26 protein-coding genes are annotated in these 25,193 nt (G+C 72.0%); 8 read left to right on the forward strand and 18 right to left on the reverse strand.

What is annotated here, in order from left to right; translation table 11 throughout:
• Positions 1 to 5: 5 nt before the first annotated feature.
• From RAMLITH_RS06240 to RAMLITH_RS06250, 3 genes are all read right to left on the reverse strand, one after another.
• The gene (locus tag RAMLITH_RS06240) at positions 6 to 413 is read right to left on the reverse strand and encodes a response regulator (protein WP_168106527.1); all 408 of its coding nucleotides are present in this window, start codon (positions 411 to 413) and stop codon (positions 6 to 8) included.
• A gap of 10 nt (positions 414 to 423) precedes the next feature.
• On the reverse strand, positions 424 to 693 hold the full coding sequence (locus RAMLITH_RS06245) for a hypothetical protein (RefSeq protein ID WP_168106528.1): 270 nt from the start codon (positions 691 to 693) through the stop codon (positions 424 to 426).
• A 104-nt stretch (positions 694 to 797) separates the two neighbouring features.
• Positions 798 to 1,346 carry a hypothetical protein gene (locus RAMLITH_RS06250; protein ID WP_168106529.1) on the reverse strand — a complete coding sequence of 183 codons (549 nt, stop codon included), beginning with the start codon at positions 1,344 to 1,346 and terminating at the stop codon, positions 798 to 800.
• 85 nt (positions 1,347 to 1,431) lie between these two features.
• Between RAMLITH_RS06250 and RAMLITH_RS06255 the strand changes: the two genes are divergently transcribed.
• Complete coding sequence (locus tag RAMLITH_RS06255; protein WP_168106530.1) at positions 1,432 to 1,785, forward strand: winged helix-turn-helix domain-containing protein; 354 nt, start codon at positions 1,432 to 1,434, stop codon at positions 1,783 to 1,785.
• Between the two features lie 7 nt (positions 1,786 to 1,792).
• Here the strand turns inward: RAMLITH_RS06255 and RAMLITH_RS06260 are convergent, their stop codons facing one another.
• On the reverse strand, positions 1,793 to 2,977 hold the full coding sequence (locus RAMLITH_RS06260) for an MFS transporter (protein WP_238344069.1): 1,185 nt from the start codon (positions 2,975 to 2,977) through the stop codon (positions 1,793 to 1,795).
• Between the two features lie 219 nt (positions 2,978 to 3,196).
• Here RAMLITH_RS06260 and RAMLITH_RS06265 point away from each other — a divergent pair, with 219 nt between their 5' ends.
• Together RAMLITH_RS06265 and RAMLITH_RS06270 are read left to right on the forward strand one after the other, a co-directional pair.
• Positions 3,197 to 3,934 carry an FG-GAP repeat domain-containing protein gene (locus tag RAMLITH_RS06265; protein ID WP_168106532.1) on the forward strand — a complete coding sequence of 246 codons (738 nt, stop codon included), beginning with the start codon at positions 3,197 to 3,199 and terminating at the stop codon, positions 3,932 to 3,934.
• Between the two features lie 30 nt (positions 3,935 to 3,964).
• On the forward strand, positions 3,965 to 5,140 hold the full coding sequence (locus RAMLITH_RS06270) for an FG-GAP repeat domain-containing protein (RefSeq protein ID WP_168106533.1): 1,176 nt from the start codon (positions 3,965 to 3,967) through the stop codon (positions 5,138 to 5,140).
• On the opposite strand, the gene RAMLITH_RS06275 is transcribed toward RAMLITH_RS06270, so the two are convergent.
• The 4 genes from RAMLITH_RS06275 to RAMLITH_RS06290 all read right to left on the reverse strand — a co-directional run bounded on the left by RAMLITH_RS06275 (position 5,141) and on the right by RAMLITH_RS06290 (position 8,986).
• Positions 5,141 to 6,361 carry a diaminopropionate ammonia-lyase gene (locus RAMLITH_RS06275; protein ID WP_168106534.1) on the reverse strand — a complete coding sequence of 407 codons (1,221 nt, stop codon included), beginning with the start codon at positions 6,359 to 6,361 and terminating at the stop codon, positions 5,141 to 5,143. It lies immediately after the preceding gene.
• 61 nt (positions 6,362 to 6,422) lie between these two features.
• The gene (locus RAMLITH_RS06280; RefSeq protein ID WP_168106535.1) at positions 6,423 to 6,917 is read right to left on the reverse strand and encodes a nuclear transport factor 2 family protein; all 495 of its coding nucleotides are present in this window, start codon (positions 6,915 to 6,917) and stop codon (positions 6,423 to 6,425) included.
• 19 nt (positions 6,918 to 6,936) lie between these two features.
• On the reverse strand, positions 6,937 to 7,911 hold the full coding sequence (locus RAMLITH_RS06285; RefSeq protein ID WP_168106536.1) for a Bug family tripartite tricarboxylate transporter substrate binding protein: 975 nt from the start codon (positions 7,909 to 7,911) through the stop codon (positions 6,937 to 6,939).
• 118 nt (positions 7,912 to 8,029) lie between these two features.
• Positions 8,030 to 8,986 carry a M14 family metallopeptidase gene (locus RAMLITH_RS06290; RefSeq protein WP_168106537.1) on the reverse strand — a complete coding sequence of 319 codons (957 nt, stop codon included), beginning with the start codon at positions 8,984 to 8,986 and terminating at the stop codon, positions 8,030 to 8,032.
• A gap of 318 nt (positions 8,987 to 9,304) precedes the next feature.
• On the opposite strand from RAMLITH_RS06290, the gene RAMLITH_RS06295 reads away from it, so the two are divergent.
• Positions 9,305 to 9,955 carry a response regulator gene (locus RAMLITH_RS06295; protein WP_168106538.1) on the forward strand — a complete coding sequence of 217 codons (651 nt, stop codon included), beginning with the start codon at positions 9,305 to 9,307 and terminating at the stop codon, positions 9,953 to 9,955.
• Here RAMLITH_RS06295 and RAMLITH_RS06300 read toward each other — a convergent pair.
• Genes RAMLITH_RS06300 through RAMLITH_RS06330 form a run of 7 tightly spaced genes read right to left on the reverse strand, consistent with a single transcriptional unit; the run spans position 9,952 to position 18,673 of the window.
• Positions 9,952 to 11,256 carry a sensor histidine kinase gene (locus tag RAMLITH_RS06300; RefSeq protein WP_168106539.1) on the reverse strand — a complete coding sequence of 435 codons (1,305 nt, stop codon included), beginning with the start codon at positions 11,254 to 11,256 and terminating at the stop codon, positions 9,952 to 9,954. The genes RAMLITH_RS06295 and RAMLITH_RS06300 overlap by 4 nt on opposite strands.
• An 11-nt stretch (positions 11,257 to 11,267) precedes the next feature.
• The gene (locus RAMLITH_RS06305; RefSeq protein ID WP_168106540.1) at positions 11,268 to 12,377 is read right to left on the reverse strand and encodes a chemotaxis protein CheB; all 1,110 of its coding nucleotides are present in this window, start codon (positions 12,375 to 12,377) and stop codon (positions 11,268 to 11,270) included.
• A gap of 1 nt (position 12,378) precedes the next feature.
• Entirely contained in the window at positions 12,379 to 14,562 is a 2,184-nt protein-coding gene (locus RAMLITH_RS06310) for a hybrid sensor histidine kinase/response regulator (RefSeq protein ID WP_168106541.1), read from the reverse strand.
• A 7-nt stretch (positions 14,563 to 14,569) separates the two neighbouring features.
• A complete protein-coding gene (locus RAMLITH_RS06315; RefSeq protein WP_168106542.1) occupies positions 14,570 to 16,207 on the reverse strand; it encodes a methyl-accepting chemotaxis protein in 1,638 nt (545 codons plus the stop codon).
• Positions 16,208 to 16,249: 42 nt separating this feature from the next.
• Positions 16,250 to 16,768: a chemotaxis protein CheW gene (locus RAMLITH_RS06320; protein ID WP_168106543.1), complete on the reverse strand. Its 519-nt coding sequence runs from the start codon at positions 16,766 to 16,768 to the stop codon at positions 16,250 to 16,252.
• On the reverse strand, positions 16,768 to 18,123 hold the full coding sequence (locus RAMLITH_RS06325; protein WP_168106544.1) for a CheR family methyltransferase: 1,356 nt from the start codon (positions 18,121 to 18,123) through the stop codon (positions 16,768 to 16,770). Before RAMLITH_RS06325 ends, RAMLITH_RS06320 begins: the two co-directional genes overlap by 1 nt.
• On the reverse strand, positions 18,116 to 18,673 hold the full coding sequence (locus tag RAMLITH_RS06330; protein WP_337786133.1) for a chemotaxis protein CheW: 558 nt from the start codon (positions 18,671 to 18,673) through the stop codon (positions 18,116 to 18,118). Before RAMLITH_RS06330 ends, RAMLITH_RS06325 begins: the two co-directional genes overlap by 8 nt.
• Before the next feature lie 251 nt (positions 18,674 to 18,924).
• Between RAMLITH_RS06330 and RAMLITH_RS06335 the strand changes: the two genes are divergently transcribed.
• Together RAMLITH_RS06335 and RAMLITH_RS06340 are read left to right on the forward strand one after the other, a co-directional pair.
• Positions 18,925 to 19,689, forward strand: coding sequence for a hypothetical protein (locus tag RAMLITH_RS06335; protein ID WP_168106546.1), 765 nt, complete (start codon positions 18,925 to 18,927; stop codon positions 19,687 to 19,689).
• A gap of 60 nt (positions 19,690 to 19,749) precedes the next feature.
• Positions 19,750 to 20,589: a GNAT family N-acetyltransferase gene (locus tag RAMLITH_RS06340; protein WP_168106547.1), complete on the forward strand. Its 840-nt coding sequence runs from the start codon at positions 19,750 to 19,752 to the stop codon at positions 20,587 to 20,589.
• Between the two features lies 1 nt (position 20,590).
• Here RAMLITH_RS06340 and RAMLITH_RS06345 read toward each other — a convergent pair whose 3' ends face one another.
• Positions 20,591 to 21,289, reverse strand: a complete 699-nt coding sequence (locus tag RAMLITH_RS06345; protein ID WP_168106548.1) for an aspartate/glutamate racemase family protein — start codon at positions 21,287 to 21,289, stop codon at positions 20,591 to 20,593.
• A gap of 205 nt (positions 21,290 to 21,494) precedes the next feature.
• Between RAMLITH_RS06345 and RAMLITH_RS06350 the strand changes: the two genes are divergently transcribed.
• Positions 21,495 to 22,481, forward strand: a complete 987-nt coding sequence (locus RAMLITH_RS06350; RefSeq protein WP_168106549.1) for a Bug family tripartite tricarboxylate transporter substrate binding protein — start codon at positions 21,495 to 21,497, stop codon at positions 22,479 to 22,481.
• Positions 22,482 to 22,593: 112 nt separating this feature from the next.
• Positions 22,594 to 23,577, forward strand: coding sequence for a Bug family tripartite tricarboxylate transporter substrate binding protein (locus RAMLITH_RS06355; protein ID WP_168106550.1), 984 nt, complete (start codon positions 22,594 to 22,596; stop codon positions 23,575 to 23,577).
• Between the two features lie 25 nt (positions 23,578 to 23,602).
• Here RAMLITH_RS06355 and RAMLITH_RS06360 read toward each other — a convergent pair whose 3' ends face one another.
• Complete coding sequence (locus RAMLITH_RS06360; protein WP_168106551.1) at positions 23,603 to 24,523, reverse strand: isocitrate lyase/PEP mutase family protein; 921 nt, start codon at positions 24,521 to 24,523, stop codon at positions 23,603 to 23,605.
• Entirely contained in the window at positions 24,520 to 25,191 is a 672-nt protein-coding gene (locus RAMLITH_RS06365; protein ID WP_168106552.1) for a cysteine hydrolase family protein, read from the reverse strand. The genes RAMLITH_RS06360 and RAMLITH_RS06365 overlap by 4 nt, the downstream gene beginning before the upstream one ends.
• Between the last annotated feature and the right edge of the window lie 2 nt (positions 25,192 to 25,193).

A 25,193-nucleotide genomic window follows, 5' to 3' on the forward strand; every position in this document is an offset into this window, starting at 1 on the left:
GCGGTTCAGGGCGGCGCCGCCCCGTCACGCCCGGCAAGAAGCAGCAGCTCGCGCAGGCGCTCGACGACGTCGCCGAACGCCGCCGGCTTTCGCACGACGGCCATCGCCCCGGCGGCGAGGCACGCCATCCGCTCCTGCTCCGTGGCGGCGGCCGAAACGACCGCAACCAGCGCCTGCGGCTGCAGCGCCCGCAGCCGCGTGACCACTTCCAGGCCCGGCATGCGCGGCATGTGCAGGTCGACCAGCCACAGCGTGGCCGCCGGCGCGCCGGCGGCGAGCGTGGCGAGCGCGGCTTCGCCGTCGGCGAACTGGCGCACCGGCCCGTCGTGGCAGGCGCGCGCGGCAAGCGCCAGCAGTTCGCGCCAGGCGTCGTCGTCGTCCACGACGGCGATTTGGATGGGGGGGCGGCTCATCGGCGCGGCGTCATCCGGCCAGCAGGAAGGCCAGCGCGAAGGCCCCGCCCAGGGCCGCACCCGACCCGGCCAGCGCCAGCAGGCGCCGCCGGCGGCCGGTCGGCCGGGGCACCGCCTGCTGCGCCGCGGGAGCCGTCGCGCAGCCGTACCGCCGCACCGGGATCGGCAGGTCCGCCGTGCGCGAGTCCAGGGTTTCGTAGTCGTCGAGGACAGCGTCGCAGGCGGCGCACCGCCCGCTCGCCCGACGGGTCAGCCCGCCGCAGATGCGACAGCCGCCCATCGTTGCCGCCGCGACGGCGCCATCGTTCCAGAATTCATAGCGGACAGCAGCGTACCCGCTGCCGCCTGCCGCTGTCAACGGGAGAAACCGCCGGCGCTCGCGGCCTACCCGGCGCGGCGCGCCACGAGCGCCAGCAGACCCTTCAGCCCGTACAGCACGACCAGCGTGCCGGCGAGGTCGCCGATGAACATGGCGGCGAAACCGCGCATCAGGTCGGGCTCGCCGCGCCAGGCGAACCACAGGTGGTGGAACAAGGGACTGGCCACCGAATACGCCAGGCTCAGCACCAGCAGGCGGCCGGGCGTGAGGTTGGCCAGCGAGGCTTGCAGGCCGTACAGGTGGCGGGCGGCGCGATAGACCAGGTACGGCGCGAGGGTGGCGAGAATGCCCCCCATGAAGGCGCGGTCGAAGTTGCCCGGGAAGAAGACCAGGAAGCTGACGCCCCAGGAGACGGCGAGGAGCCCGACGGCGCCCGCCTCGGCGAACAGGAGCGTGCACAGCAGGCGCATGCCGGCCGGCAGGTACACCCAGTTGATGCCGGGGGCGAACTCCAGCGACCTGAACAGCAGCTCATTGAGCGCCAGCATGCCGGCGAAGAGCACAATCGTGGCCAGCACCTGCAGCAGCTGATGTCGGAGGATCGCCCAGGTCATGCGGCCCGCGTTAGGATCGTTCTGTTTGTTGGAGCACGGCGAAAGTCATGCTTTCTACCACAAGAGAATTCATGAAGGATAACTGTTGAAAAAGAGCTCGCGATCGGCGGACGTGTACCTGCGCTTCCTGCAGCTGTCGGAGGCGATCCGGGGCTTGCCGTCCCTGCCGCCGCTCGATCCGCTGGAGGAGCGCATCCTGGCCTGGGTCGCCCGCGCGGCCCGGGAGGGAGAGCGCCTGTGCGTGCGCGACATGATGGCCAGGCACGAGCTGGGCGCGCCGGCGACGATCCACTCGCGGCTGAAGTCGATGCGCACCAAGGGCTGGATCGCGCTGGCCGACACCGAGGACGCGCGGCGCAAGCAGATCGAGCTGACGCCCGGCGCCCTGCGCCACTTCGACCGCCTCGCGCGCTGCATGCTGCGGGCGACGAGGGCCTGACGCCGGATCAGGAGACCGCGGACGCCGGCAGCCGCCGCTCCGAAGGCAGCAGCAGCACCGCGCACGACGTGCACAGCGCGATGACGGCCATCGCGGTGAGCAGCGTGCCGAATCCGCTCGCCTTGACGACCGGCCCCAGCAGCCACACCGCCAGCGAGCTCACCCCGAGCGAGATGGTGAAGCGCATGCCGGCGACGCTCGAGCGGATGCGGTCGTCGACGTATCGGGCGATCATCGAGTCCGAGAACGGGATCGCGCCGAAGATGAAGACCATCGCCATGAGCAGCAGCAGATAGAACACCCAGCCTTGCGCCGAGGCAGCCAGGAACAGGATCGGCACCTGGGCCAGCGTGACGCCCAGGTACAGCGGCTTGAGCGCGAACCGGTCGATCAGCCAGCCCACCACCACCTGCGCGACGGAGGCCAGGGCATACACGGCGGCCAGCAGCGCGCCGACCAGGGCCGGCTCCTCCACGATGCCGCGCAGGCGCTCGCCCAGCAGCTGCGGATTGCCGTTCGTGGTGAAGTTGAACAACATGCTGCCGGTGATCGACGCCGCCGTCATCACGGCCAGCACCCGTGCCAGCAGCGCCGGCGTCAGGCGCACCGGCGCCGTGCCGCTCTTGCGCCGTGCCGGCGGCTCGGCCTCGCGCGGCACCATCCGCATGAAGACGAAGCCCAGGACGATGCAGGCGAGCCCGGGCACGGCGAACGCGGCACGCCAGCCCAGCCGGTCGGTCAGCAGCCCGGTGAGCAGGGCTGCGACCGCGATGCCGAGGTTGCCGACCAGCCCGTTCAGGCCGATGGTGGCGCCGGGACGCTGCGCCCGCTGCAGCAGCATGGGAATGCCCACCGGGTGGTAGATCGCCGAGAAGGCGCCCACCAGAGTCAGCGCGCCGGCGAGCTCCCACGGCGTGCGCGTGACGGCGCACAGCAGGGCCGCGCCGCCCATCCCGAAGAAGAACAGCACCATCATCGAGCGCCGGCCCCACACGTCGCCAAGCCGCCCCGCCGGCAGCGCTCCGAGTCCGTACAGGACGAACGCGCCGGTGCCGTACGGCATCAGGTCCTCCCAGCGGGCGAGGCCGAAATCCGCCGCGATCGCGGCGACGGCGGCCGCGAAGATCAGCAGGAACATGTGGTCCACCGCGTGGGCGATGTTCAGGAGCACGGTGGCGGCTTTGGATGTCATCGGTGCGTGGTGGAGTGGCGCGGCGCGGATCGGCCGGCCAGCCACGGAGCATAACGGCGCGCGCTCGTTGCGCGCGCCCTGTGGCGAATCGCCAACGAGACCCTGCATTGCGCACGCATGGCTTCGCACGCGGCCGGGCTTGCGGCGCATCGCGATGCTATCCTGCGCCGCGCCGACAAGGCCGGTACGCGTCGGCACACAACAGCAGGGGAGCCGCGCATGGCGAACAGCCAGTATTTTTCGCTTCTGAACCATTACGTCGCGCTGCCCGGCTACCGGCCGCAGGCGGTCTTCTCGCCGGTCACGGCGGACCTGAACCGCGACGGCCACCAGGACCTGCTGGTCTTCGGCGCCTCTTATCCGTGGGGCGCCTACACGCAACCCACCCCGCAGGCCGGCGCGGTGCTGTTCGGCGACGGTCGCGGCGGCTTCGTCGCGGCGCCCGAGTCGACCTTCCCGACCGCATCGCTGCTCACGGTGCACCCGCGCAAGATCGTGGTTGAAGACTTCAACGGCGACGGCCGCCCGGACGTCTTCGTCGCCTCGCACGGCTGGGACACCCACCCCTTCCCGGGAGAGCAGAACCGGCTGTACCTGTCGCAGGGCGAGACCTGGGTCGATGCCACGGCCCGGCTGCCGGTGCTCCAGGACTTCACGCACACCGCGGCAGCGGGGGACATCGACGGCGACGGCGACGTCGACCTGTTCGTCGGGAACGGCTACGCCGGCCAGAACCACATCCTGTCGTACCTGCTGGTCAACGACGGCACGGGCCATTTCGCCGTCGACCGCGGCGCCATTCCAGCCACCAGCGGCAGCGTGCTCGACTTCGACACCGCGCACCATTTCCCCGGCGCGACGCTCGCGGACCTGGACGGCGACCGCCTGCCCGACCTGATCGTCACCGCCGACGCCAGCGCGTCCTACGACACGCTGCGCGAGAGCGTGGTGCTGTGAAACCAGGGCGGCCGCTTCGTCGAGTCCGCCATGACCTCGCTGCCGGCGACCGCGCTGCTGCCGAACCAGATCGTGCTGGACGCGCGCCCCGCCGACCTGAACGGGGACGGCCTGCAGGACCTTCTGGTGACGGGCACGCAAGGGCAGCCGTTCTACGACGGCTGGTACGTGCAGGTGCTGCTCAACCAGGGCAACCGCCAGTTCTCCGACGCGACCGCGCAACTGATGGCCCCCGCCGACGCGATGGGCGGCACGCCCGGCACCAGCGCGGGCGCGCCATGGGGCATGTGGATCAAGCCGCTGGATTTCAACCGCGACGGGTTCACCGATTTCACCGTCGAATACAACGGCGGCCAGATCACTGCGACCACGCCGCTGGTCTGGCTCAACGACGGCACGGGCCATTTCAGCACCTTGAATGCCGGCGATCTCGGGGCGGGGGGCGAACTCTGGCGCATCGGTGGCAACCACTGGACCGAGATGGCACAAGGGCCTGGCATCGTCACGATGCAGAGCTACGACGGCAGCGGCGGCCTGATCGTCACCGGCATCATGCCGGCCACCGCCTTCCCGCTCACGCCCGACTCGGGCCTGGCGCGCACCGGCTCGGCCGCGGCCGACCGCCTGCGCGGCGGCGACGGCGCCGACACGCTGGCCGGCCAGGGCGGCACCGACACCGCGGTGTACTTCGGCAATCGCTCGGACTTCACCATCAGCCGCGCGGCGTCCGGCGACGTCACGGTGCAGCGCACCACGGCGCCCACCGACATCGACACGCTGCGCCAGGTGGAACGCCTCGAATTCCGCGACGGCAATCTGGCGCTGGACCTCGACGGCGCGGCCGGCCAGGTGGCGCGGATCCTGGGCGCGGTGTTCGGCCCCGCGGCCGTCGGGAACCGCGAATATGCGGGGATCGGCCTGTCACTCGCCGACCAGGGCGCGAGCGGGCTGGACCTCATGCAGCTCGCGCTGCAGGTGCGGCTGGGCGCGCCCAGCAACGAGGCGGTGGTACGGCTGCTGTACGAGAACGTGGTCGGCTCGCCGCCGCCGGACGGCGACCTGCAGCACTTCAAGTCGCTCCTGGACCACGGCACCTACTCGCAGGCCGGGCTCGGCCTGATGGCAGCCGGCACGCAGTACCTGGCCGACCGGATCGACCTCGTGGAGCTGGTCGCGCAGGGCCTGCCTTACCAGCCTGCCGCCTGATCAGGCGCGCCCGCGGCGCAGCCACTCGCGCTGCGCCCGCAGCACCTCGGACGCGCCCACGCCCGCCAGCGATGCGTACAGCGCGGGCGCGGTGGCTCCTTCGGTGTTGAACAGCAGCACGCGCGACGCTGCGTCCAGGCGCGCCTGCTGGCGCTGCGCCGGATCGCGCGCCAGCGCCAGCAGCCCGGCGAGGCCAGCGGCTCCGGACTCGCCGGCGACGACCGGCACGTCACCGGCGCTGCCTTGCGCCAGCACGCGCATCGCGTGCGTCGCCTCGTCGTCGGCCACGGTCTGGAAGAAGTCGACGGCCGGCTGCAGGAAGCGCCACGCCAGCGGCGACGCCTCGCCGCACGCGAGGCCTGCCATCACCGAGTCGACGGACCCGCTGGCCCGCGCCGGCGCGCCGCTGCGGCAGCTTTGCATCAGGCAGTCGGCCTGCCGCGGCTCCACCACGACGAAGACCGGCCGCGCCGCGCCGAAGCGCTCCCAGACGTAGCTGGCCACGCCCGCCGCCAGGCCGCCGACCCCGCCTTGCAGCAAGAGATGCGTGTACGGGCATGGCGCGGCCGGTCCGAGATCCTCCAGCACTTCGTCCGCCAGCACGGCATAGCCTTGCATGACGTCCCGTGGAATCTCCTCGTAGCCTTCGTACGACGTGTCCGAGACCACCTGCCAGCCATTGGCCACCGCCAGCCGCGCCGCCTCGTGCACCGAATCGTCGTAGTTGCCGGCGATGCGCACGATCCGCGCGCCCAGCGCCGCGATCGGCTGCTCGCGCTCGGCGCTCACCTGCGCGTGCAGCACGATCACGCAACGGCAACCGATGCTGCGGGCCGCCGCCGCCAGCGCGCGGCCGTGGTTCCCGTCGGTGGCGCTGACCACGACCAGGTCGCCCAGCGCGCCCGCATGGCGCCCCGCCAGCAGGTCCTCGTCGGTCCACTTCGGCGAGCGCCGCTGGATCAGCCGCAGCAGCGCGACCGGCGCGCCAAGCACCTTGAAGCTGGCGAGCGGCGAACGGGCCGATTCGTCCTTGATGCCGATCCCGGCGATGCCGAGGTCGCGCGCCAGTTGCGGCAGCGGCCACACGGGCGTGGGGCCCGGCGCGAGCAGGTCCCAGGACGCCAGGCTGCGGCGGCTGGCCCGCGCCTGCGCGACGTTCATCACCTGGAGCAGGTCGGGCGGATACGGCACGCGGCCGGCGTGGGGATTGGCAAGAAGCATGTGGCGCGAGGCGAGGAACGATCGCGCGATTATCCCGGCCGCGGCGCGGGCGCAGCGCCCCTCAGGGAGGCGCGGCTCCCGCCGCCGGATGCAGCGCGCTGTGCTCGGCGCCTGGCACGGAGTAGCCGCGCGCGGCATACGGGAAGCCTTCCAGCTCGCTGGTCTCCGGCCGCATCTGGTAGTAGGAACGGATCTCGCGGATGAGGCCATCCTCGAACGCGAACCACTCGGCGCCCCGCGTCGCCACCCGCTGCGCGCCGCCGGTCGGACGCCAGAACATCGTCCACTCGATGACGGCCTGCGCCTCGCCGGCGCAGATGCGGTCCACCACCCAGCGTGCTTCGATCATGCCTTGCACCTTGCGCCAGTAGCGCGCCAGGTGCTGCGCCCCACGGACCGGCGCCGATCCCTGGTTCGGGGCGAGGAAGAAGTGCTCGACTTCCGGATGCAGCGTCGCCGCGGTCAGGGCCACGTCGCCGGCGCTGCAGCCGTCGTAATAGCGCCGGACCAGCTCCAGCCAGCGTGCGCCGGCCGTGTCGTGACTGTCTGGACCCATGTCGGTTCCCTCCGCAGGCTCAGTCGAGCTTGACCCCGGCATCCTTGACCAGCTTGACCCAGAACTTCGCGTCCTGCTCCAGGAAGGCCACGAACTGCTCCGGCGACCTCGAGACGTCGACCGCCGTTCCCTCCCGCGCCAGTGCGGCCTTGATGGCCGGCTGCTCCATCGTCGCGGCCGCGGCGTCGAAGACCTTCTTCACGATGGCTGGCGGCGTGGCGGCGGGCACGAACAGGCCGTACCAGAAGTCGATGGCGTAGTCGGGCAGGCCAGCCTCCGCCATGCCGGGCAGCCCCGGGAACATCGACGAGCTCTCGCGCGCGCTGACCGCCAATCCCTTCAGCCGTCCCTGCTGGATCATCGGCAGCACCGAAGGCGGCGTTCCGAACGTGACATGGGTGTCGCCCGCCACCACCGACTGGATCGCCGGCGCGCCGCCGCGGAACGGCACCAGCGTCATCCGGGTACCGGTGACCTGCGAGAACAGCGCGGCCCCGAGGTGCGGCGCGCTGCCGTTGCCCGCCGTGGCGCAATTGACCTCGCCCGGCGCCTGCTTCAGCTTCGCGACGAGGTCCTGGATCGAGTTGATGCCGCTGGCCGGGTTGGCGGCGATCACCAGCGGGGAACTGGTCACCTTCGCCACCGGGGCCAGGTCGCGCAGCGTGTACGGCAGTTTCGGATTGAGCGCCGGATTGACGAGGATGCTGCCCGGGCTCGCGAGCAGCAGGCTGTAGCCGTCGGGCGCCGCCTTCGCCACCAGGTCGGTGGCGATGCTCGCGCCCGCGCCCGGCCGGTTCTCGACGACGACGGTCTGTCCCAGGTTCTTGCCCAGCGTGTCGCTGATGGCGCGCGCCACGTAATCGGCCGCGCCGCCCGGCGTGAAGCCGACCACCAGCCGGATCGGCCTGGCGCCCGGCCAGGGGGTGGCTTGCGCGAACGCGCGGCCACCGAGTCCGGCCAGGGCAAGCGCCCCCGCGAAGTCCCGTCTCTTCATGGCTGGTCTCCCGATGTGTGTGACAGCACGCGAAGCCTTCGCTGGCGGCGCCGGACCGCTCCATCGCGTGTCCGGTGCCCAGCGAGCGGCAGAGGGTACAGGCAAGCGCCGCGCAGCGTCAATCGGGAGCTTCGGCAGCGGGACGCCCAGCCGGTCGGCTCAGGCGCGGATGATGCTGCGCGCAATAGAACCACTCGGCCCCCGGCTCGGCCCGCTCGTCCGGAAACACGATGTAGCCGTCGAACGGCGCGAGCACCTCGCGGCCGTCGTGCCGCGTCGCGACGAGCTGGCCGGCGCGTACCGGATCGAAGCTCTGCCACGGCCGCGCGAATGCGTCGCCGGCATGTTCGCGATCCACCACCTCGCGCAGCCGCAGCCCTTCAATCGCCTGCGCCGGCGGGGGCGCCGGTGCGTCGACCAGCCGCAGGTGCGCCAGCACGTTCAGCACGGCGCGCCACGCCACCTCGGGCGCCTGCGGATCCTCATGCTGGCCGCATTCCAGCGTGAGCGCGCAACCGCCCGCCGAGCGCATGAATTCCGTGGTGCCCACGCCGTAGCCGGCACGCCCGCCGCGCCGCCGCGCGCCGGCTGCGTAGGTGTCCAGCCAGCCGTCCATCGCCCGCGCCACGCCCAGGCGCAGCGCCAGCGCTTCTTCCAGCGCCGCCTGCGTGAACGGCTGCAGCGTGCCGGTGTTGTCCTGCGGACCGACCATCACGAAAGGCGGCCCGCCCGAGCGGAACGAATGCAGGTCGAGCAGCACGTCGTGCCGGGCGAGCAGCGGACACAGCTCGTTGGCGATTCGATCCTCGTTGTCGGCCGGCGCCGCCGTGGGGGCCAGCAGCCGGTTGAGGTTGCGGTCGCCACCGCGCGTGCCGCGCTCGTAGGCCAGCCGGTTGGTGACGGGCACCAGGGTCAGCCGGCCGCGCACGATGCGCTGCCGCCCGGCCGCCAGCTCGGCCAGCAACCGCTCGATGGCGCGGGTGCCGCAGGTCTCGTTGCCATGCACCGCGCCGAGGACGACCAACCGGGGACCCGGCGCGCCGCCCTCGAACGCGGTTGCCTCGATCAGACTCATTTCACTCGTTCCCTTCACCGACTGGATCGTCATTCAACCACGCATTGCGCGGCAGTTTGTTCATCGCAACGCCACTGCCGGCGTGCCCTCCTGCTCGAGCGCAGCGCCGCTCGCGCACACCCGCGCCATGCGTGCCTCGGCCCGCCGCCAAAACGGGAGTTTCGATCCGCGCGGTCGCGCGGATTCAGGAATAGGCGCTTCCCCGTCATGGACATGCGAACCGGCCGCTGCCGGGCTGCCCCAGCCGTGGCACGCTCCATTGTCCGATGGAAACCAGGGCCCCTGGCAACGGTCGGACGCCGATGCAGGAGCCGCGCAGTGACCAGTCGATCGAGCACGCCCCCGACCATCAGGATCGTGCTGGCCGAGGACCAGGCGATGGTCCGGTCGGCGATCCGGGCCCTGGTCGAAACGGTCGGCGGCGCCGAGGTCGTCGGCGAGGCGAAGGACGGTCGCGAGCTGATCGAACTGGTCGACCGCCTGGCACCCGACCTGGTGATGACCGATGTCTCCATGCCCGGCATGGACGGCATCACCGCGATCACGGAAATCAAGGCGCGCCATCCCGGCATGCACGTGCTGATGCTTTCCATGCACAACACGGCCGACGTCATCCGCCGGGCCGTCGCTTGCGGCGCGTCGGGTTACGTGATGAAGGACGCGCCCGCGTTCGAGCTGGAACACGCCGTGCACACGATGATGCGCAACGGCAGCTACTTCAGCCCGTCGATCACGGCGCTGCTGCTGCAGCCGGCGGAGCCGTCCGCGGACCAGGAGCTCACCCCGCGCCAGGTCGAGATCGTCAAGCTCATGGTGCGCGGCCGGTCGGCCGCCGAAGTCGCGGGCGAACTGGGGCTGAGTCCGAAGACGGTGGCCGTGCACCGCACCCGGATCATGGAGCGGCTCGGACTGCGCGACATGGCCAGCCTGACCCTCTACGCCGTACGCAAGGGGCTGGTGAAACCCTAGCGGCTCCGCGCGCCCGTCGCCCCGGCGCCGCCGAGCGTGAACAGGAACGCGGCGCCCTGCCCTGGCGCCGCCTCGGCCCAGATGCGCCCGCCGTGCAGGGTCACGATGCGGTGCACCGTCGCCAGTCCGACGCCGAAGCCCTCGAATTCATCGTTGCGGTGCAGCCGCTCGAACGCCTTGAACAGCCGCCCGGCATGGGCCATGTCGAAGCCGGCGCCGTTGTCGGCGATGCGGTACACCGTCTCGGCACCGGATCGCGACGCCGAAAAAGTGATGCAGGCCTGCGGCTGCCGGCCGGTGAACTTCCACGCGTTGCCCAGCAGGTTGACCAGGGCCACCCGCAGCAGCCGCTCGTCACCCTCGGCCCACGCCTGCTGCGGGCTGTTGAAATCCACCCGCCGCTGCGGCTGGCCGTCGCGCAGCGCCTCGATGGCCTCCCGTGCCACGACGGCGAGGTTCACCCGCCCGCGATCGATCACCGCGCGCTCGATGTTGGCCAGGTACAGGATGTCGTCGACGATGCGCATCATCCGCGCCGATTCCTGCTTGATCACGCCGACGCAGAGCCGGCCCTTGTCGGGGAGCGCGTCGGCAAACTGTCCCTCGAGCATCGAGCTGAAGGTCCGGATGGTGCCGAGGGGCGAACGCAGGTCGTGCGAGACGGTATGGCAGAAGGAGCGCAACTGCGTGTTGGCGTCTTCCAGTTCGACCGCGCGGCCGGCGAGCTGCAGGTTCAGCGAGTGGACTTCCTCCTGCCGGCGCCGCAGTTCCTCGTTGGCGTGGAGGGCCTCGTCGTAGGACGAGAACAGCAGGTCCAGGATCTGCTCGCGCTCGGCGGTGATCAGGTGCCGCTTGCCGCTCAGGCTGATCTCGATGCCGAGCTGCACCCGGTTGTGCGATCGCAGCATGCGATTGGCCAGCAGGTATTCGATCCGCGCCAGCAGCGACTGGGGCTCGAACGGCTTGCGGATGAAATTGTCGGCGCCGCACTCGAGCGCGGCGACGATGTCGTCGATCTCACGCAGCGACGTGACGATCATCACCGGGACGTCCCTCAGGCGCTCGTCGGCCTTCACGGCGCGGCACAGCTCGTAGCCATCCATGTCCGGCATGACGACGTCGGTGATCACCAGCACCGGCTTCTCGCGGCGGCCGGCCTCCAGCGCCTCCAGGCCGTTGCCGACCACCGTCACGCGATAGCCGGCGTCCAGGAGCGTCTCGCGCAGGATCGCGGCCTGGGTGGGACTGTCCTCCGCAACCAGGACGTGCAGTCCCTGCGTGTGCTGTCCATCCGTCTTCATCGATACTCCTTTCACCTGGCCACCAGCGCGGGCAACGCCGCGGCCATTTCCTCCGGCGACATGACGTAGGTCGCCCCTCCGCAGCGGATGGCTTCGCCGGGCATCCCGTGGATGACCGAGGACGCGCGATCCTGCGCGATCGTCAGGGCGCCGCCGTCCCTCAACAGCTTCAACTCCGCCGCGCCGTCGCGGCCCATCCCGGTCAGCAGGATGGCCACGGAGCGGCCCGCGCAATGCACCGCCACCGACGCGAACAGGCACGACACCGCGGGCCGGTGCCCGTTGACGGGCGCGCCGGCATCGAACTCCAGCCGGCCGCCGGCGGCCAGCCGCATGTGCACGCCGTCCGGTGCGATGTAGGCCCGCCCGCCCGCGAGCTGCGCACCCGGGCGCGCGACCTCGGTCGGGATCGCGCACGCGGCCGTCAGCCAGGAAGCGAGGCCATCGACGAAGCCGTCGGCGATGTGCTGCACGATCAGGATCGGCACCGGGAACGACGCCGGCAACGTGGCCAGCACGCGCTTCAGGGCCACCGGTCCGCCGGTCGACGCGCCGATCGCGACGAGCTGGACGCTGCCCGGTTTCGCCGGCGCGGCGACGGCCGGCGCGGGCAGTTGCAGCGGCGCCGGCGCCGTCCGCGGCCGCGACCGCGGCCGGGCCGGCGGCGCAGGCAGCGGCGGCACCGGTGGCCGCCGCCAGCGGCGCACGACCTTCACTTCGGCCATCAGGCGCACGCTTTGCCGCAACGCGGCGAGCTCCTGCGCGCACGCTTCGCCTTCCGGCGCGGACGGCTCGCGCAGCACGGCGATGGCGCCGGCCTCGAGGAGCGCGAAAGCCCGCTGTTGCACGGCTTCGGGGCGGTCGGCGGCGACCACGACAATCGGCAGCGGGCAGCCGCTCATGATCTCGCCGACCCAGCCGACCGCCTGAGCGGCCGCACCGGCGACCCCCAGCAGGATCACGTCGGGTCGCAGGCGCGCTGCCATTTCCGTCGCCTGCTGCGCGCTGCCGGCGGCTCCCACCACGGCGAGCGCGGGCTCGCCATGCAGCAGGCGCTCGAGCCGGGCGCGCCGCGCGGCGGTGGTGTCGAGGAGGAGCACGCGCACGAGGCTGGCCGGCATGTCAGGTCAGCTCCGCGATCGCCTGGAGCAGGTTGCCCTGGTCGAAGCTGCTCTTGGCGATGTACGCGCTGGCGCCGGCTTCGGCGCCCCGCTCCCGGTCCTCGCGCGACGCGAGCGAGGTGACGAGAATCACCGGCAAGCCGGCCAGTGCCGCGTCGGCGCGGATCGCGCGGGTGAGGCCGATCCCGTCGAGGTTCGGCATCTCGATGTCCGAGACGACCGCGTCGAAGCGGCCCGCGCGCAGCCTGGCCAGCGCCTGCACGCCGTCCGCGGCCAGTTCCACTTCGTAGCCCGCCAGTTCCAGGACGTTCTTGAGCAGCGTGCGCGAAGTGATCGAGTCCTCGGCCAGCAGGATCGTCCTGGGCGCGCGCCGCTCCGCCGCCGCCAGCACCATCGGCGCCGCCCCCGGCTGGCCGTCGGCGGTCGCCAGCCGCACGAGCTCCGCCGCGTTGAGGATCGGCAGCGTGAGGCCGCTCGCCGCCAGCGCCGCGCCGGACACGATCGGCGACTTCGTCAGGCCCCGCCCGACCGGCTTGCTGAGGACCTCCTGTTCGCTGCACACCTGGTCCACCGCGACCGCCGTGAAACGCTCGCCCGAGCGCAGCACGAGGCAGCTGATCGTGCCGGCGCCCACGACTGGCGCGCCGGTGCTTCCGAGCAGGGCCGACAGGCTGACCACCGGCACGCGCCGGTCGCCGATGGGCGCCGTCAACCTGGTGCCCACCGGTCCCAGTTCACCGGGGCGGAAGCGCACGCACCGGTCGACCTGTACCGTGGGCACGAGATACGACTGGCCCGACGCGCGCACTTCGACGGCGCGCAAGGTGGCGAGCGAGAGCGGCAGGTCCATGGTGAAGGCAGTGCCCCGCCCCGCCGCCGAGTCCACGGCCACCGTGCCGCCGAGCCGCTCCACCGTGTCGCGCACGATGGCGAGGCCTTCGCCGCGTCCGGCCACGTGCGTCAACTGCTCCGCCGTCGAGACCCCGCTGCCGAACACCAGCTCCAGCAGGTCGCCGCGCTGCGGCTGCGCCGGCACCGCCATGCCGGCATCGCGCGCCGCCTGCGCCAGCCGGGCCGTCTCGATGCCGCCGCCGTCGTCGGCGACGGTGACGACCACCCGCCCACCGCTGCGCGGTGCCAGCGTGACGGTGAGCTGTCCCTTCGGCGGCTTGCCGTGGCGGGCGCGCACATCCGCCGGCTCGATCCCGTGGGCGATCGCGTTGCGCAGCAGGTGCACCAGCGGCTCGCGCAGCTCCTGCAGCAGGCGGCGGTCCAGCTGGACGTGGTCGCCCTCCATGCGCAGCTGCACGTCCCTGGCTTGGCTGCGCGCCAGCTCCCGCACGGTGGCGACCAGGAACGGCATCAGGGAAGCCGCCGGCAGCAGCAGCGCTTTCTTGACGTTCGCGAGCAGCGCGGCTACGGCGACTTCGAGTTCGCGCCGGTCGCGTTCGGCCGCAGCCGCCACGGCACGCAGCTGCCGGCCGTGGTCGGCCAGCGCGGCGGCCTGGGCCCCCGGCGCCGCGCCAGCCGCCGCCTGCAGCGTGGCGAGCGACGTTCTCGCGCCCGCAGCCGACTGCGTCCGCCGGTCGATGCCCAGTTTCACCGCGACGAGTTCCTCCACGTCGTGCAGCAGCCGTTCGAGGTGCTCCGCGGCGATACGTACGGTCTCCGGCGCGGCGCGCTCGGCGCCCGCCGGCTGGGCGGGTTCGGGCCGGGCCAGGGGCGCGGCGGCGGCGGCGGGCGGCGCTGCGCGCACGCCGGACTCAGCCCCCGAAGTGCGGCCAGCGGCCCCGAACTGTTCCAGCCGCGGCAGCAGCGCCGCCAGTTCGCCGGCGGCGGCGGCATCGGGTGCGCGCGCGACGTGGCGCTGGATGGCGCCGGCGGCGTCGTAGAGCACATCGCCGAGGGCGCGGGACCATTCCAGCCGTCCGCGCTGCAGGGCCACGAGCAGGGTTTCCATCGCGTGGCACATCGTCTCCACGTCGCGCCGGCCCACCGCCCGGGTCGCGCCCTTGAGGCTGTGCGTCGCGCGAAACAGCAGCTGCACGGATCGGGCCGCGTCGCCGCCGGCCGCCCCGCCCTCCAGCTCCAGCAGGCAGGCCTGCATGCGCTGGACGTGTTCGGCCGCCTCCGCCGCGAAGATCTCGGAGAGCTTGCGTTCGAAGGACGCGCCGGTACCGGTCATCGCGGCATCAGGTCTGGTACCGGGCCACCAGGGACTTCAGGCGCAGCCCGAGATCCTGCAGGCCCTGGGCCGCCGCCTCGGTCTGGCGGCTCGCCGCCACGTTCTGCGCGCTCGCCTGGCTGATGTTGTGCATCGCGTACGCCACCTGGTCCATGCCGGCCGCCTGCTGCTGCGCCGAGGCGGCAATCTGCGCGGCGGCGTGGGCCGACTCAGTGATGCTGGCCGCCATGGAGCGGATCGACTGCGCCGCCGCCGCCGAGAGCTCGCTGCCCACGCGCACGGCCTTGCCGGCCTGCTCGGTCGTCATCACGGCGCTGCTGGTGGCCTTCTGGATTTCGCCGAGCAAGGCACGGACCTGCACCGTGGCCTGCTTGGACTGCTCCGACAGGCTGCGGATCTCCTGCGCGACGACCCGGAAGCCGGCGCCCTCCTCGCCGGCGCGGGCCGCCTCGATCGCGGCGTTGACCGACAGCACGTTCGACTGGTCCGCCAGGTCGTTCACCGTGGAGATGATCTCGCCGATGGCCACGCCCTGGTCGGCGAGCCGCAGGATGCTCCGGGCCACGGAGTCCATCTGCTGCTGGATCTGCTCCATCGCGTCGATCGACCGGTCCATGGACTGCAGGCCGGTGGCGGAACTCTCCGCGGCGCGCTCGGCCGCCTCTCGCACCTCGGCCGCCTTGTCCGATGTGACTTTCGCGGTCTGCTTGACTTCCTCGGCCGTCGCCGAAGTCTCGGCCACCGCCGACGCGCTTTGCGCCGAGCCGGACGCAACCTGCGCCGTCGACGCCGAGATCTCGCTGGCCGACGAGGCCAGCACCGACACGCCGTCGCCGAGCTCCCGCATCATCTCGCGCAGGCGGCCGATCATCTCCGCGAACGTGCGGCTCAGCACGCCGGCCTCGTCGCGGCGCTCGCTGGGCGCCAGCTCCACCCCCAGGTCGCCGGCGGCGAGCTTCTGCGCCGCGTCCGAGAGCACCTGCAGCGGCGCCGCCAGCACCCGCGCGAGCAGCAGCGTCAGGCCCAGCGCCACCGCCATCGCCAGCGCCGCCAGCCCCACCAGCCAGCGCACCGCCTGCACCGCATCCTGCTCGGAGGCCGACACCGATGCCGCGGCGCTGCGCACCGAGTGCTGCACCAGCTCGTCGGCGAGCCCGGCGAGACGTCGGTCGCGCTCGAGCTGGACGCCGTGGTAGAGCTCGCGCGCCTCGGCGGCGGCGCCCCTCGCCAGAAGCGGCAGGATCTGCATCTCGCGCACCTGGATCGAGGCGGCCTGCACCGTCTCGAACTCGCGCAGCAGGTCGCGCTTGGCGTCGATGCTGCCGCGCCGTTCGGCCACGCGTCGCAGGTCGACTTCGATCTCGCGGTGGTCTGCCCGGATGCGCTCGCGCACGCGCTCCACCTCCGCCGGATTGGTCGACAGCATCAGTTGCGCGACGCTGGCGCGGACCGAGTAGTTCGCAGCCCGGATGTCCTTGAGGTCGGTGACGTTCGCCATCTCCACCGAGAGCAGCATGCGCTGCGAATCGCGCATTGCCTGGAGCGCGTCGTAGGCGAACGCCACCGTCGCCGCGGCCAGGACCAGCATGATGCCGAAGGCGGAAAAGAGCTTGTTGCGCGTCGAGAGATTCAGGTAGCGTTCCATGGGGTGGCTCTGTTGTGGATTCTTGCGGTCGTGACGGCCGGATCAGTGCGCCGGCGACAAGGCCAGCAGCTGCCGCGGGTCCAGGACGAGTCGGGCGTCCGGCGTGATGCCCGCGACGAGTTCGCTGCGGCCTTCGGACAGGGACGCCGCCCGGCGCGCGGCGTCGGCCAGCGCAATCGCGCGCACGCCGTGGACCTCGCCGGCGGGCACCGCGAACGCGGCCCGCTCGGCGCCGAGAACGACGAAGTGGCGCGGCGGCGCGGCCGTGGCCGGCAGGCCCAGGACCAGCGCGAGATCGAGCACCGGCAGCATCCTGCCGTGCAGGCCGACGATCCCGGTCACGAATGGCTGCGGCAGCGGCAGCGGCGCGAACGGCCGGTACAGGCGCACCTCGCGCACGCACGCCAGTTCGACGGCAACGGACTGCTCCGCCACGGCAAATTCCAGCACCTGCGCGAGGTCGTCCCGGGGTGCCGGGGCGCGGCGCGCCAGCACCGCCGCACGCTGCCGCAGGATGGCGGCGGCCTGCGCCGCGTCGCGGGGAGCATGGCGCAACTCCATCAGGCGCTGCCGGTGAAGGTGCCGATGACCCGTGCGAGGTCGCGCGCCGTCATGCCCCCGCTGCCGGGGACGACGTTGCCGGGCGGCCAGGCCGACAACCGGGCGAGCGCCGCCGCGAAGTGGCGGCGGCTGGCGGCCGGCCGGCCTTGCCGCGCGGCGATGCTGCCCAGCCCGAAATGGGCGAGCACATGGTCCGGCGCCAGGTACAAGGTGCGCTGCAAGGCTGCGGCCGCTTCGTCGTCGGCGCCCCGCTCGGACAGGATGCACGCCAGCAGGTACGGCTGTTCCGGGTCGAGCTTGTCCTGCTGCATCGCCAGGCGGCACGCCGTCTCGCGCTCTGGTCCCGCTCCCGCTTCCGGCCCGCCGGTCGCGGGCGCCGCGGCTGGCGGCACCTGCGCCGCCGCTGCGCGCTGAGGCGCGAGCCGCGTCGCGGGCACCTCGGACGTCGCTCGCTCCCCCCTGGGCCGCGCCTTGCCCGCCGCGGGGGGCACTGCGCACGAGGGCAGGGCCGGCGCGGCCGCGTGCCGCAGCGCGACCAGGCCGCGCGAGATCGTCACCGTCATCCCCGCTACGCCGCCCGCCGGAATCTCCACCGGGTTGGTCACCAGCCAGCCGCCGCCCGCGACGGCGTCGCACAGCCGGCGCAGCACGGCAGGACGCCGGTGCGGCGCAAAGTACATCAGCACGTTGCGGCAGACGACCAGGTCCATCGATCCGGCACAAGCCGGAACGCCACCGGACGCGACGAGGTTGAACGGCTCGAAGCGGACCAGGCGCCGGATGTCCGCGTGCACCTCGTGCCGCCCGCCGGGGCGCGGCAGCAGGTACGGGGCGGCCGACTCGGGCACGCCGCCGCGCAAGGACCATGGGCCGTAGCTGCCGGCACGCGCGCGCTCCAGCGCCGCGGCGCTGAGGTCCGTGCCGAGGATCGAGACGTTCCACTCGCGCCACTCCGGCAGGAGGCTCGCGACCAGCATCGCCAGCGAATAAGGCTCCTCGCCGGTCGCGCATCCCGCACTCCACAACCGCAGCTGGCGCGTCGTGCCGCGCCGCGACTCGATCAGCGGCACGAGCACGTTCTCGGCCAGTTGCGCGAAGAGCGGTGGATCCCGGAAGAAATAGGTTTCGCGGATGCCCAGGCAATCCGCCAGGACCTCGCGGCCGTCCGCATCGGGGCTGCCGTGCAGCAGCCACTGCGCGCACGCGCGCGCGTCGGGCAGGCCGAGGCGCGCCGCCGCGGCGCCGAGCCCGCGCTGCAGGTCGCGCCACTGCGCCGCCGGGAAGTGCAGGCCGATTTCGCCCTCGATCCAGCGGCTGGCGGCGTCCCACACGCCGCGCTCGGTCGCATCAAGCATGTTGCTGCAGGAGGATGGCGCGCTCCAGCGCGAGGAGCCGCCCGAGGTCGTGGACGATCAGCATGCCGTCCCCGGTCCTGGCGACGCCTCGCATGCCGCCGGCCTGCAGCGAGAACGACGGCACCGCCTCGGCCGCTTCCGCCTCGGCGACGCCGAACACTTCGTCGGCCAGGAAAGCAAGGCGGGTGGGAGGCTTCGTCAGGACCATGCGGTCCGCAGGGTCCATGGCGCGGGGCGGCAACCCGAGCAAGGCGCGCATGTCGTAGACGCGCACCGGCTCGCCCGCGACGTCGACGATGCCCAGCACGCAGCGCGGGGCGCCGGCCACCGGCACGACGGCGACGGCCCGCAGGACCCGGTCGATGTCCTGCAACGGAAATGCGACGCGCACCTCGCCGAATCCGATCTGGATGAAACACGCGTCATGCATCCGATTGCCCGTCACTGCCTTGGGCCTCCCATTTTTTTGTGGCGGCGATGGTAGCGCGCCAAAACCCATCGCGTCGTCGGCTATGCCGCGCTCGACGCGCGCGACCGCGCAAACGAGCACCAAACGTGCAATTCGTCACGCCGGCGGCGATGAATTTGAACAAATTGGTTCGCGGGCGCGCGGCAGAAACCTTGCCGGGGACAGGGAAAGAAGGCACCGCGTGACGGCGTGCGTTCGCGGTCACGGCGGCGCGGGTTAAAGAATTGTCCTAACGGCCCGAAGGCAGGAGTCCTAACCCGGCGCGGCCCCGCGATGGTCTGATCAATGCCAAGGCACGAACCACCGAACGGCGTGCAAGGAGATTGGTCACCATGAGTCATGTCCTGTCCCGCCATGCCGGCGCACACCACGAAGGCGGACGCGCCGCCGGTCGCCGCGCGGGCTGGTCGTCGCTGCGCCGGATCGGCGCCTGGCTCGGCCTGTCGTCCAGGGCCGCGGCCCCGCACGCCGAGTCGCAGCGCCTGACGGCGATCGACGCCTGCGCCGCCTTCCGCAAGGGCGACGAGTTTCTCCAGCGCTGCCGCGAAGATCGTGTTCCGGTCACGGTGCTGGTCTTCGAACTGCACGACCTGCCCGAGCTCGAATGCGTGTTCGGCGCAGGCGCCGCACGCCAGGCGATCGTCCAGGCGACGGCGAAGCTCCAGCGCATCGCCGGCACGCAAGGGATGGTGCTGCGAACCGACCCGACACTGTTCACCCTGCTGCTGCCCGACACCGACAAGGACGACGCGCTCGACATGCTGCGTGGCGCATTCGGCGAGTCGTGCGCTCTCGAACTCGAAGCAGGCGACGAGGACCTGGTACTGGTCCCCGAGTTCGCACTCCGTATCCTCTCGACCGAGGCGCCGCCGCTGGTCGACGTGCAACACGGCCTGTGCTGCGACATCCAGCAGGCGCGGGCGAGGGAACAGCAGCGGCGGGAGTACCTGCAGCGCGAACGCGAGTCGCATTCACGGCCGATGCCGCTGCCGCGCACGGCGCAGGGACGCCCCGAGCGGGAGTCGCCCCGCGCGGTGCACCCCGAGCAGTATCCGCGCATCCCGATGACCATGCCGGTGCCGCTGGGCCGGAGATAGCGGACACGCCGGGCGGCGCCGCCCTGGCGCGCAGGACATCGCCTTGGCGATACTCGGCCCATGCCTGACTTCATCCTCGCGCCGGCCGACGCGGTCGATCCGGCCGACCTGCACGCGGCCTTCGTCGCCGCCTTCGCCGATTACCTGCTGGGACCGTTCGAGGTGGCGCTCGCCCAGTGGCCGGCGTTCCTGGCGCGGCAATGCGTGCACCTGCCGGCCAGCCGCGTCGCGCTGGCCGGCAGCATCGTCCAGGCCTTCGCGCTGACAGCGCCGCGTCCCGACCAGCACTGCTGGCGGCTCGGGACCATGGGCGCCGTGCCGGCGGCACGCGGGACGGGCGCGGCGCAGGCGCTGCTGGACGACTTCGCCCGGCGGGCCAGCGCCGCCGGCCAGTTGCATGCGGAGCTGGAATGCTTCGCGCAGAACGAGCGCGGCGTGCGGCTCTATCGCAGCCGCGGCTTCGAAACCATGCACGAACTCCACGGCTATCGCGGAACGGCCGGCGGCAACGCGGCCGCGGACGACGCGATCGAAGCGGTGCCGCTGGAGGACGCCTTCGCCTGGCTCGAACGCGCCGGCCGCGAGTGCGGCGGCCTGCCGCTGCAGGTCACGCCGCCTTCGCTGCGCGCATTGCCGGTCGCGCTGCAGGCATGGCGCCACGGCCGGGCGCAGGTGATCGCGAGCGACGGCGCCGGCCGGCTCACCGTCCACAGCCTGGTCGACCTCGAGCCGACGCAGGCTTCGGCCGAGCGCCTGGTGGCGCACCTGGCCGGCCGGTCCGGCGATGGCGCGGTGTTCGTTCCGCAGTTGCAGCGCGAAGATCTCGGCGGCCGCGCGCTGGAGCGCTGCGGGCTGCAGCGACTGCCGTTGCATCAGTTGCTGATGCGCAAACTGCTGTAGCTCACGGCGCGCCGAGCGCCCATTCCGCCGCGGTGACGGCGTGGATCGCCGTCGTGTCGAACAGCGGCACCGGCGAATCCTGCTGCGTGACCAGCATGGAGATCTCGGTGCAGCCGAGGATCACGCCTTGCGCGCCGCGAGCCACGAGGTCAGCGATCACCCGCCGGTACCCCGCGCGCGAACGATCGAGCACCTCGCCGCGGCACAGTTCGTCGTAGATCACGCGATGCACCAGTTCGCGGTCGTCCGGCGGCGGCACCAGCACCTGCAGCCCGTGCCGCTCGCGCAGCCGCCCGGTATAGAAGTCCTGCTCCATCGTGAACCGCGTGCCGAGCAGGCCGACCGTCGCCAGCCGCGCCGTGGCAATGGCCGCGGCCGTCGGATCGGCGATGTGCAGGAGCGGGATGGCGACCGCGGCCTCGATCGCCGGCGCCACCTTGTGCATGGTGTTCGTGCACACGACCACGCAGTCGGCCCCCGCGGTCTCGAGCGCCCGCGCCGCCCGCGCGAGCAGGGCGCCTGCCGCCTCCCACTCCCCGGCGTGCTGCAACTGCTCGATCTCGTGGAAGTCAACGCTGTACAGGACCAGCCTGGCCGAATGCAGCCCGCCCAGCCGCTGCTTGACGGTCTCGTTGATCTGCCGGTAGTAGGGAACCGTGGATTCCCAGCTCATGCCGCCGATGAGGCCGATGGTCTTCAAGCCGACTCCTGCGCAAGGACGCGTTTCGCGGATGCCGCGACTATAGACCGGCATCCGCGGCGCCCCGCCACGGCCGCGCATGGTCTGGAAAACCATGCTCTCGCGGCCGCGCCGCGCCGCTTATAGTGCCTCGTGACCTCGCGGTCATCGAACGCTCCGGCGCAGGATTGGCATGGCGCCGGACCACCAACAAGAGGACGACACCATGAGACTTCTTCGCTTCGCCCGATTCGCCGGCCTGGCGCTTTCGATTGCCTGCGCCGGGGCCATGGCCCAGGGCACCGCCGGCGGCGCCTGGCCCGCCAAGCCCATCAAGTGGATCGTGCCGTACCCGCCGGGCGGCATCACCGACAACGCCACCCGAATGGTGCTGCAGAAGGTGCAGGAGCAGACCGGCTGGACCATCGTCGTGGAGAACAAGCCGGGCGCCAATTCGCTGCTGGGGGCCGATCTGGCCGCCAAGTCCGCGCCCGATGGCTCCACCTTCCTGACGGTCATCGCCGCCCATGCTTCCAACGCAACGCTGTACGCGGGCCGCATGCCGTTCGATCCGGTCAGGAGCTTCTCGCCGGTGTCGCTGGTGGGCGTGGCGCCGCTGATCATGACCGCCACGAACAACCTGCCGGCCAGGGACGTCAAGGAACTGATCGCCTATGCCAAGGCCAATCCGGGCAAGGTCTCGTTCGGCTCGTCCGGCGTCGGCGCCGCCGCGCACCTCACGACCGAGCTGTTCAAGCAGACGGCCGGCGTCGACATGGTCCACGTTCCGTACAAGGGCACGGCGCCCGCCCTGCAGGATCTGATCGGCGGCAACCTGCAGATCCTGGTGGACACGCCCAGCTCGCTGATGCCGCACGTCAAGGCCGGCAAGATCAAGTCGCTGGGCATGTTCTCGGCCAAGCGCCTGCCGGGCGTGCCCGAGGTGCCGACCCTGCCCGAGGCCGGCGGGCCGCCGCTGCTGGCGTCGACCTGGGTGATGTTCCTGGCGCCGGCCGGGGTGCCCGCCGACATCGTCAACCGGATGTCGGCCGAGGTCGGCAAGGCCGTCGCCTCGCCCGACATCACCAGGCGCTTCGAGTCGCTGGGCATCGAGCCGGTGGGCAACTCGCCGCAGCAGGCCGTCAAGTTCCTCGACGACGAGATCGCGAAGTGGCGCCAGGTGATCACCGCCGCCGGCGTAAAGGCCGAATGACCGCCTGAGGCGCGCGCCCGCGGCGGCCGCTCGCCCTTCGGGGCGGGCGGCCGTCTTGCGTTGGCGCCGGCGACGGCGCAGCGGATAGACTGGGCCCAACAAGGAGATGTCGATGGCCTTGTCCACCCGCTGCCTGCATGCGCTGCTGGCCGTCCTGCTGTCGGCCGGGGCCGTCCCCCCGGCATCGGCCCAGGAATACCCGAGCCGCCCCGTTCGCCTCATCGTGCCCTTTCCGGCGGGCGGGCCCGTGGACGCCCACGCCCGCGCCGTGCAGCGCGCGCTCGCGGCCGACCTGGGCCAGCCGGTCCTCGTCGAGAACCGGGGCGGCGCCAGCGGCACCCGGGGCGCGGCGCTGGTGGCGAGGGCGCCGGCCGACGGGTACACCCTGCTCGTCGGCAACGCGACGACGCTCGCGATGACGCCGGGTATGCGCTCGAGCATGCCGTATCACCCGGTCGAGGACTTCACGCCAGTCATCCAGACGGTGATGGTCGATTACGTGCTGGTGGTCAGCCCTGGCGTGCCGGTGCGCAGTGTCGGCGAGCTGATCTCGCACGCGAGGGCGAGACCCGGCGCCCTGTCCTACGGATCGGCCGGCATCGGCAGCGCGCAGCACCTGGCCGCGGAACTGTTCCAGGCACAGACCGGCATCACGATGGCGCATGTGCCGTACAAGGGCGCCGGCGCGCTGGCGAGCGACCTCGTCGCCGGCCACGTCCACGTGGCGTTTGCCGACCAGGCGACCATGATGCCGCAGGTCAGGGCCGGCAGGCTGCGCGTCCTGGCCGTGGGCGGCGCCCGCCGCTCGCCCGCCTACCCGGACCTGCCCACCGTCGCCGAAGCGGGCAAGCTGCCGGGTTACGAAGCGGCGGCATGGCAAGGCATCGTCGGACCGGCCGGCCTGCCCTCGCCCATCGTCAAGCGGCTCAACGACGCGTTCCGGCGGGTGCAGGCCGACCCGCAGGTGCGCCAGCGGCTGCAAGCCGCCGGCCTCACCCCGGTAGGCGGCAGTCCGGACGAGTTCGGCACCTACATCCGCAGCGAGATCGCCAAGTGGACGAAGGTGGCGCGGGACATCGGGGCGACGGTCGACTGAACCGTCCTTGCCCGCCGCGCCGGCCTCACTTGCCCGCCTGGCGCTTCACCGCATACCGCTCCTCGACCTCGATGAACTTGCGGTGCTCGAACAGTTCCCACAGCGCACGGTGGTCCAGCATGCGGTCGGCGAACGCGCGCGTCGACCCGGACTCGCGCAGCTCGGTGAACAGCAACTGGCCCATGTGGCCGAACAGGCGGGTGATGGAGTTCGGGTAGATCGCCAGCCCGAACCCGATCTCCTGCAGCTCGCCGGCCGGCAGCAGCGGGGTGCGCCCGCCTTCGACCTGGTTGGCCAGCGTCGGCACGCGGACCTCGCCGGTGACCCGCCGCATCTCTTCGACGGACTCCGGCGACTCGACGAAGATGACGTCGGCGCCCGCCTCGGCATAGGCATGGGCGCGATCCAGCGCCGCGTCGAGCCCGTCCATGGTGCGGGCGTCGGTGCGGGCGATGATCATCAGGTCGGAGGCGACGCGGGCATCGACGGCCGCCTTGACCCGGCCCACCATCTCCTCGCGCGAGACCAGCTTGCGGCCCAGCTCGTGGCCGCAGCGCTTGGGCCAGTCCTGGTCCTCGATCTGGATCGCGGCGATGCCGGCCCGCTCCATCTCGCGCACCGTGCGGATCACGTTGAGCGGCCCGCCGTAGCCGGTGTCGGCGTCGGCGATGACCGGCAACGTGGTGACGTCGGCAATGCGCCTGGCCTGGTCCAGGATCTCGGCGAACGAGAGCAGCGCCACGTCCGGCGCGCCGAGCCGGCTGATGGACACGCCCGAGCCGGTCATGTACACGGCGGAAAAGCCGCAGCACTCCGCGAGCCGCGCCGTCAGGCAGTCGAACACGCCCGGCGCCATCAGCAGGCGGCCGGGCTGCACCGCACCGCGCAGCTTGCCGGTGCGCGAGCCGCCGGCGCCGAGCGACAGCGGGAAGTCGTCGCCCTTCATGCGGCACCCGCGGTCGATTTGGCCGTCCTGATGGCCGCGAGCACCTCGCCGGCGGTGTGGGTCGGATAGCGCGCCTTGAAGAAGCGCAGCGATCCGTCGTGCAGCTCCGCGTTCGGCGAAGCCACGCAGTCGGACACGACGACGGTGTAGTAATCGTGATACGACGCGGCGCGCACGGTCGACTCCACGCAGCCTTCGGTCGTGGTGCCCAGCAGCACCACGCTCTGGATGCCTTGCGTGCGCAGCACGTGGTCCAGGTTGGTGCCGATGAAGCCGTCGGGACGGAACTTCTCGACCACCCAGTCGCCGTCGCGCACCTTCAGTCCGTCGACGAACTCCCAGCCCCAGGTACCGGGAATGGTGTAGTCGGGCGCCTTGCCGTCGCGGGTCTTGAAGCGCAGCCACGCCGGCGAATCCATGCGCCCGTCCGGCAGCGACGCCTGGCGCAGGAAAACGGTGCGCATGCCAAGTTCCTGCGCCTGCGCGACGAAGGACACCATCCTGTCCACCGCCGGCTGCATGCGGGCGACGTCCTTGCCGTAGCGGGCGAAATGGCCCTTGGGCATGCAGAAGTCGTTCTGGATGTCGATGACGAGAAGTGCCGTCCAGCGCGGGTCGACGAGTTCCGGCAGCGTGTCGAGGACCTGCCGGTTGAGGATTGTCTTCATGC

The sequence above is a fragment of the Ramlibacter lithotrophicus genome (assembly GCF_012184415.1).
GTDB lineage: Bacteria > Pseudomonadota > Gammaproteobacteria > Burkholderiales > Burkholderiaceae_C > Ramlibacter > Ramlibacter lithotrophicus.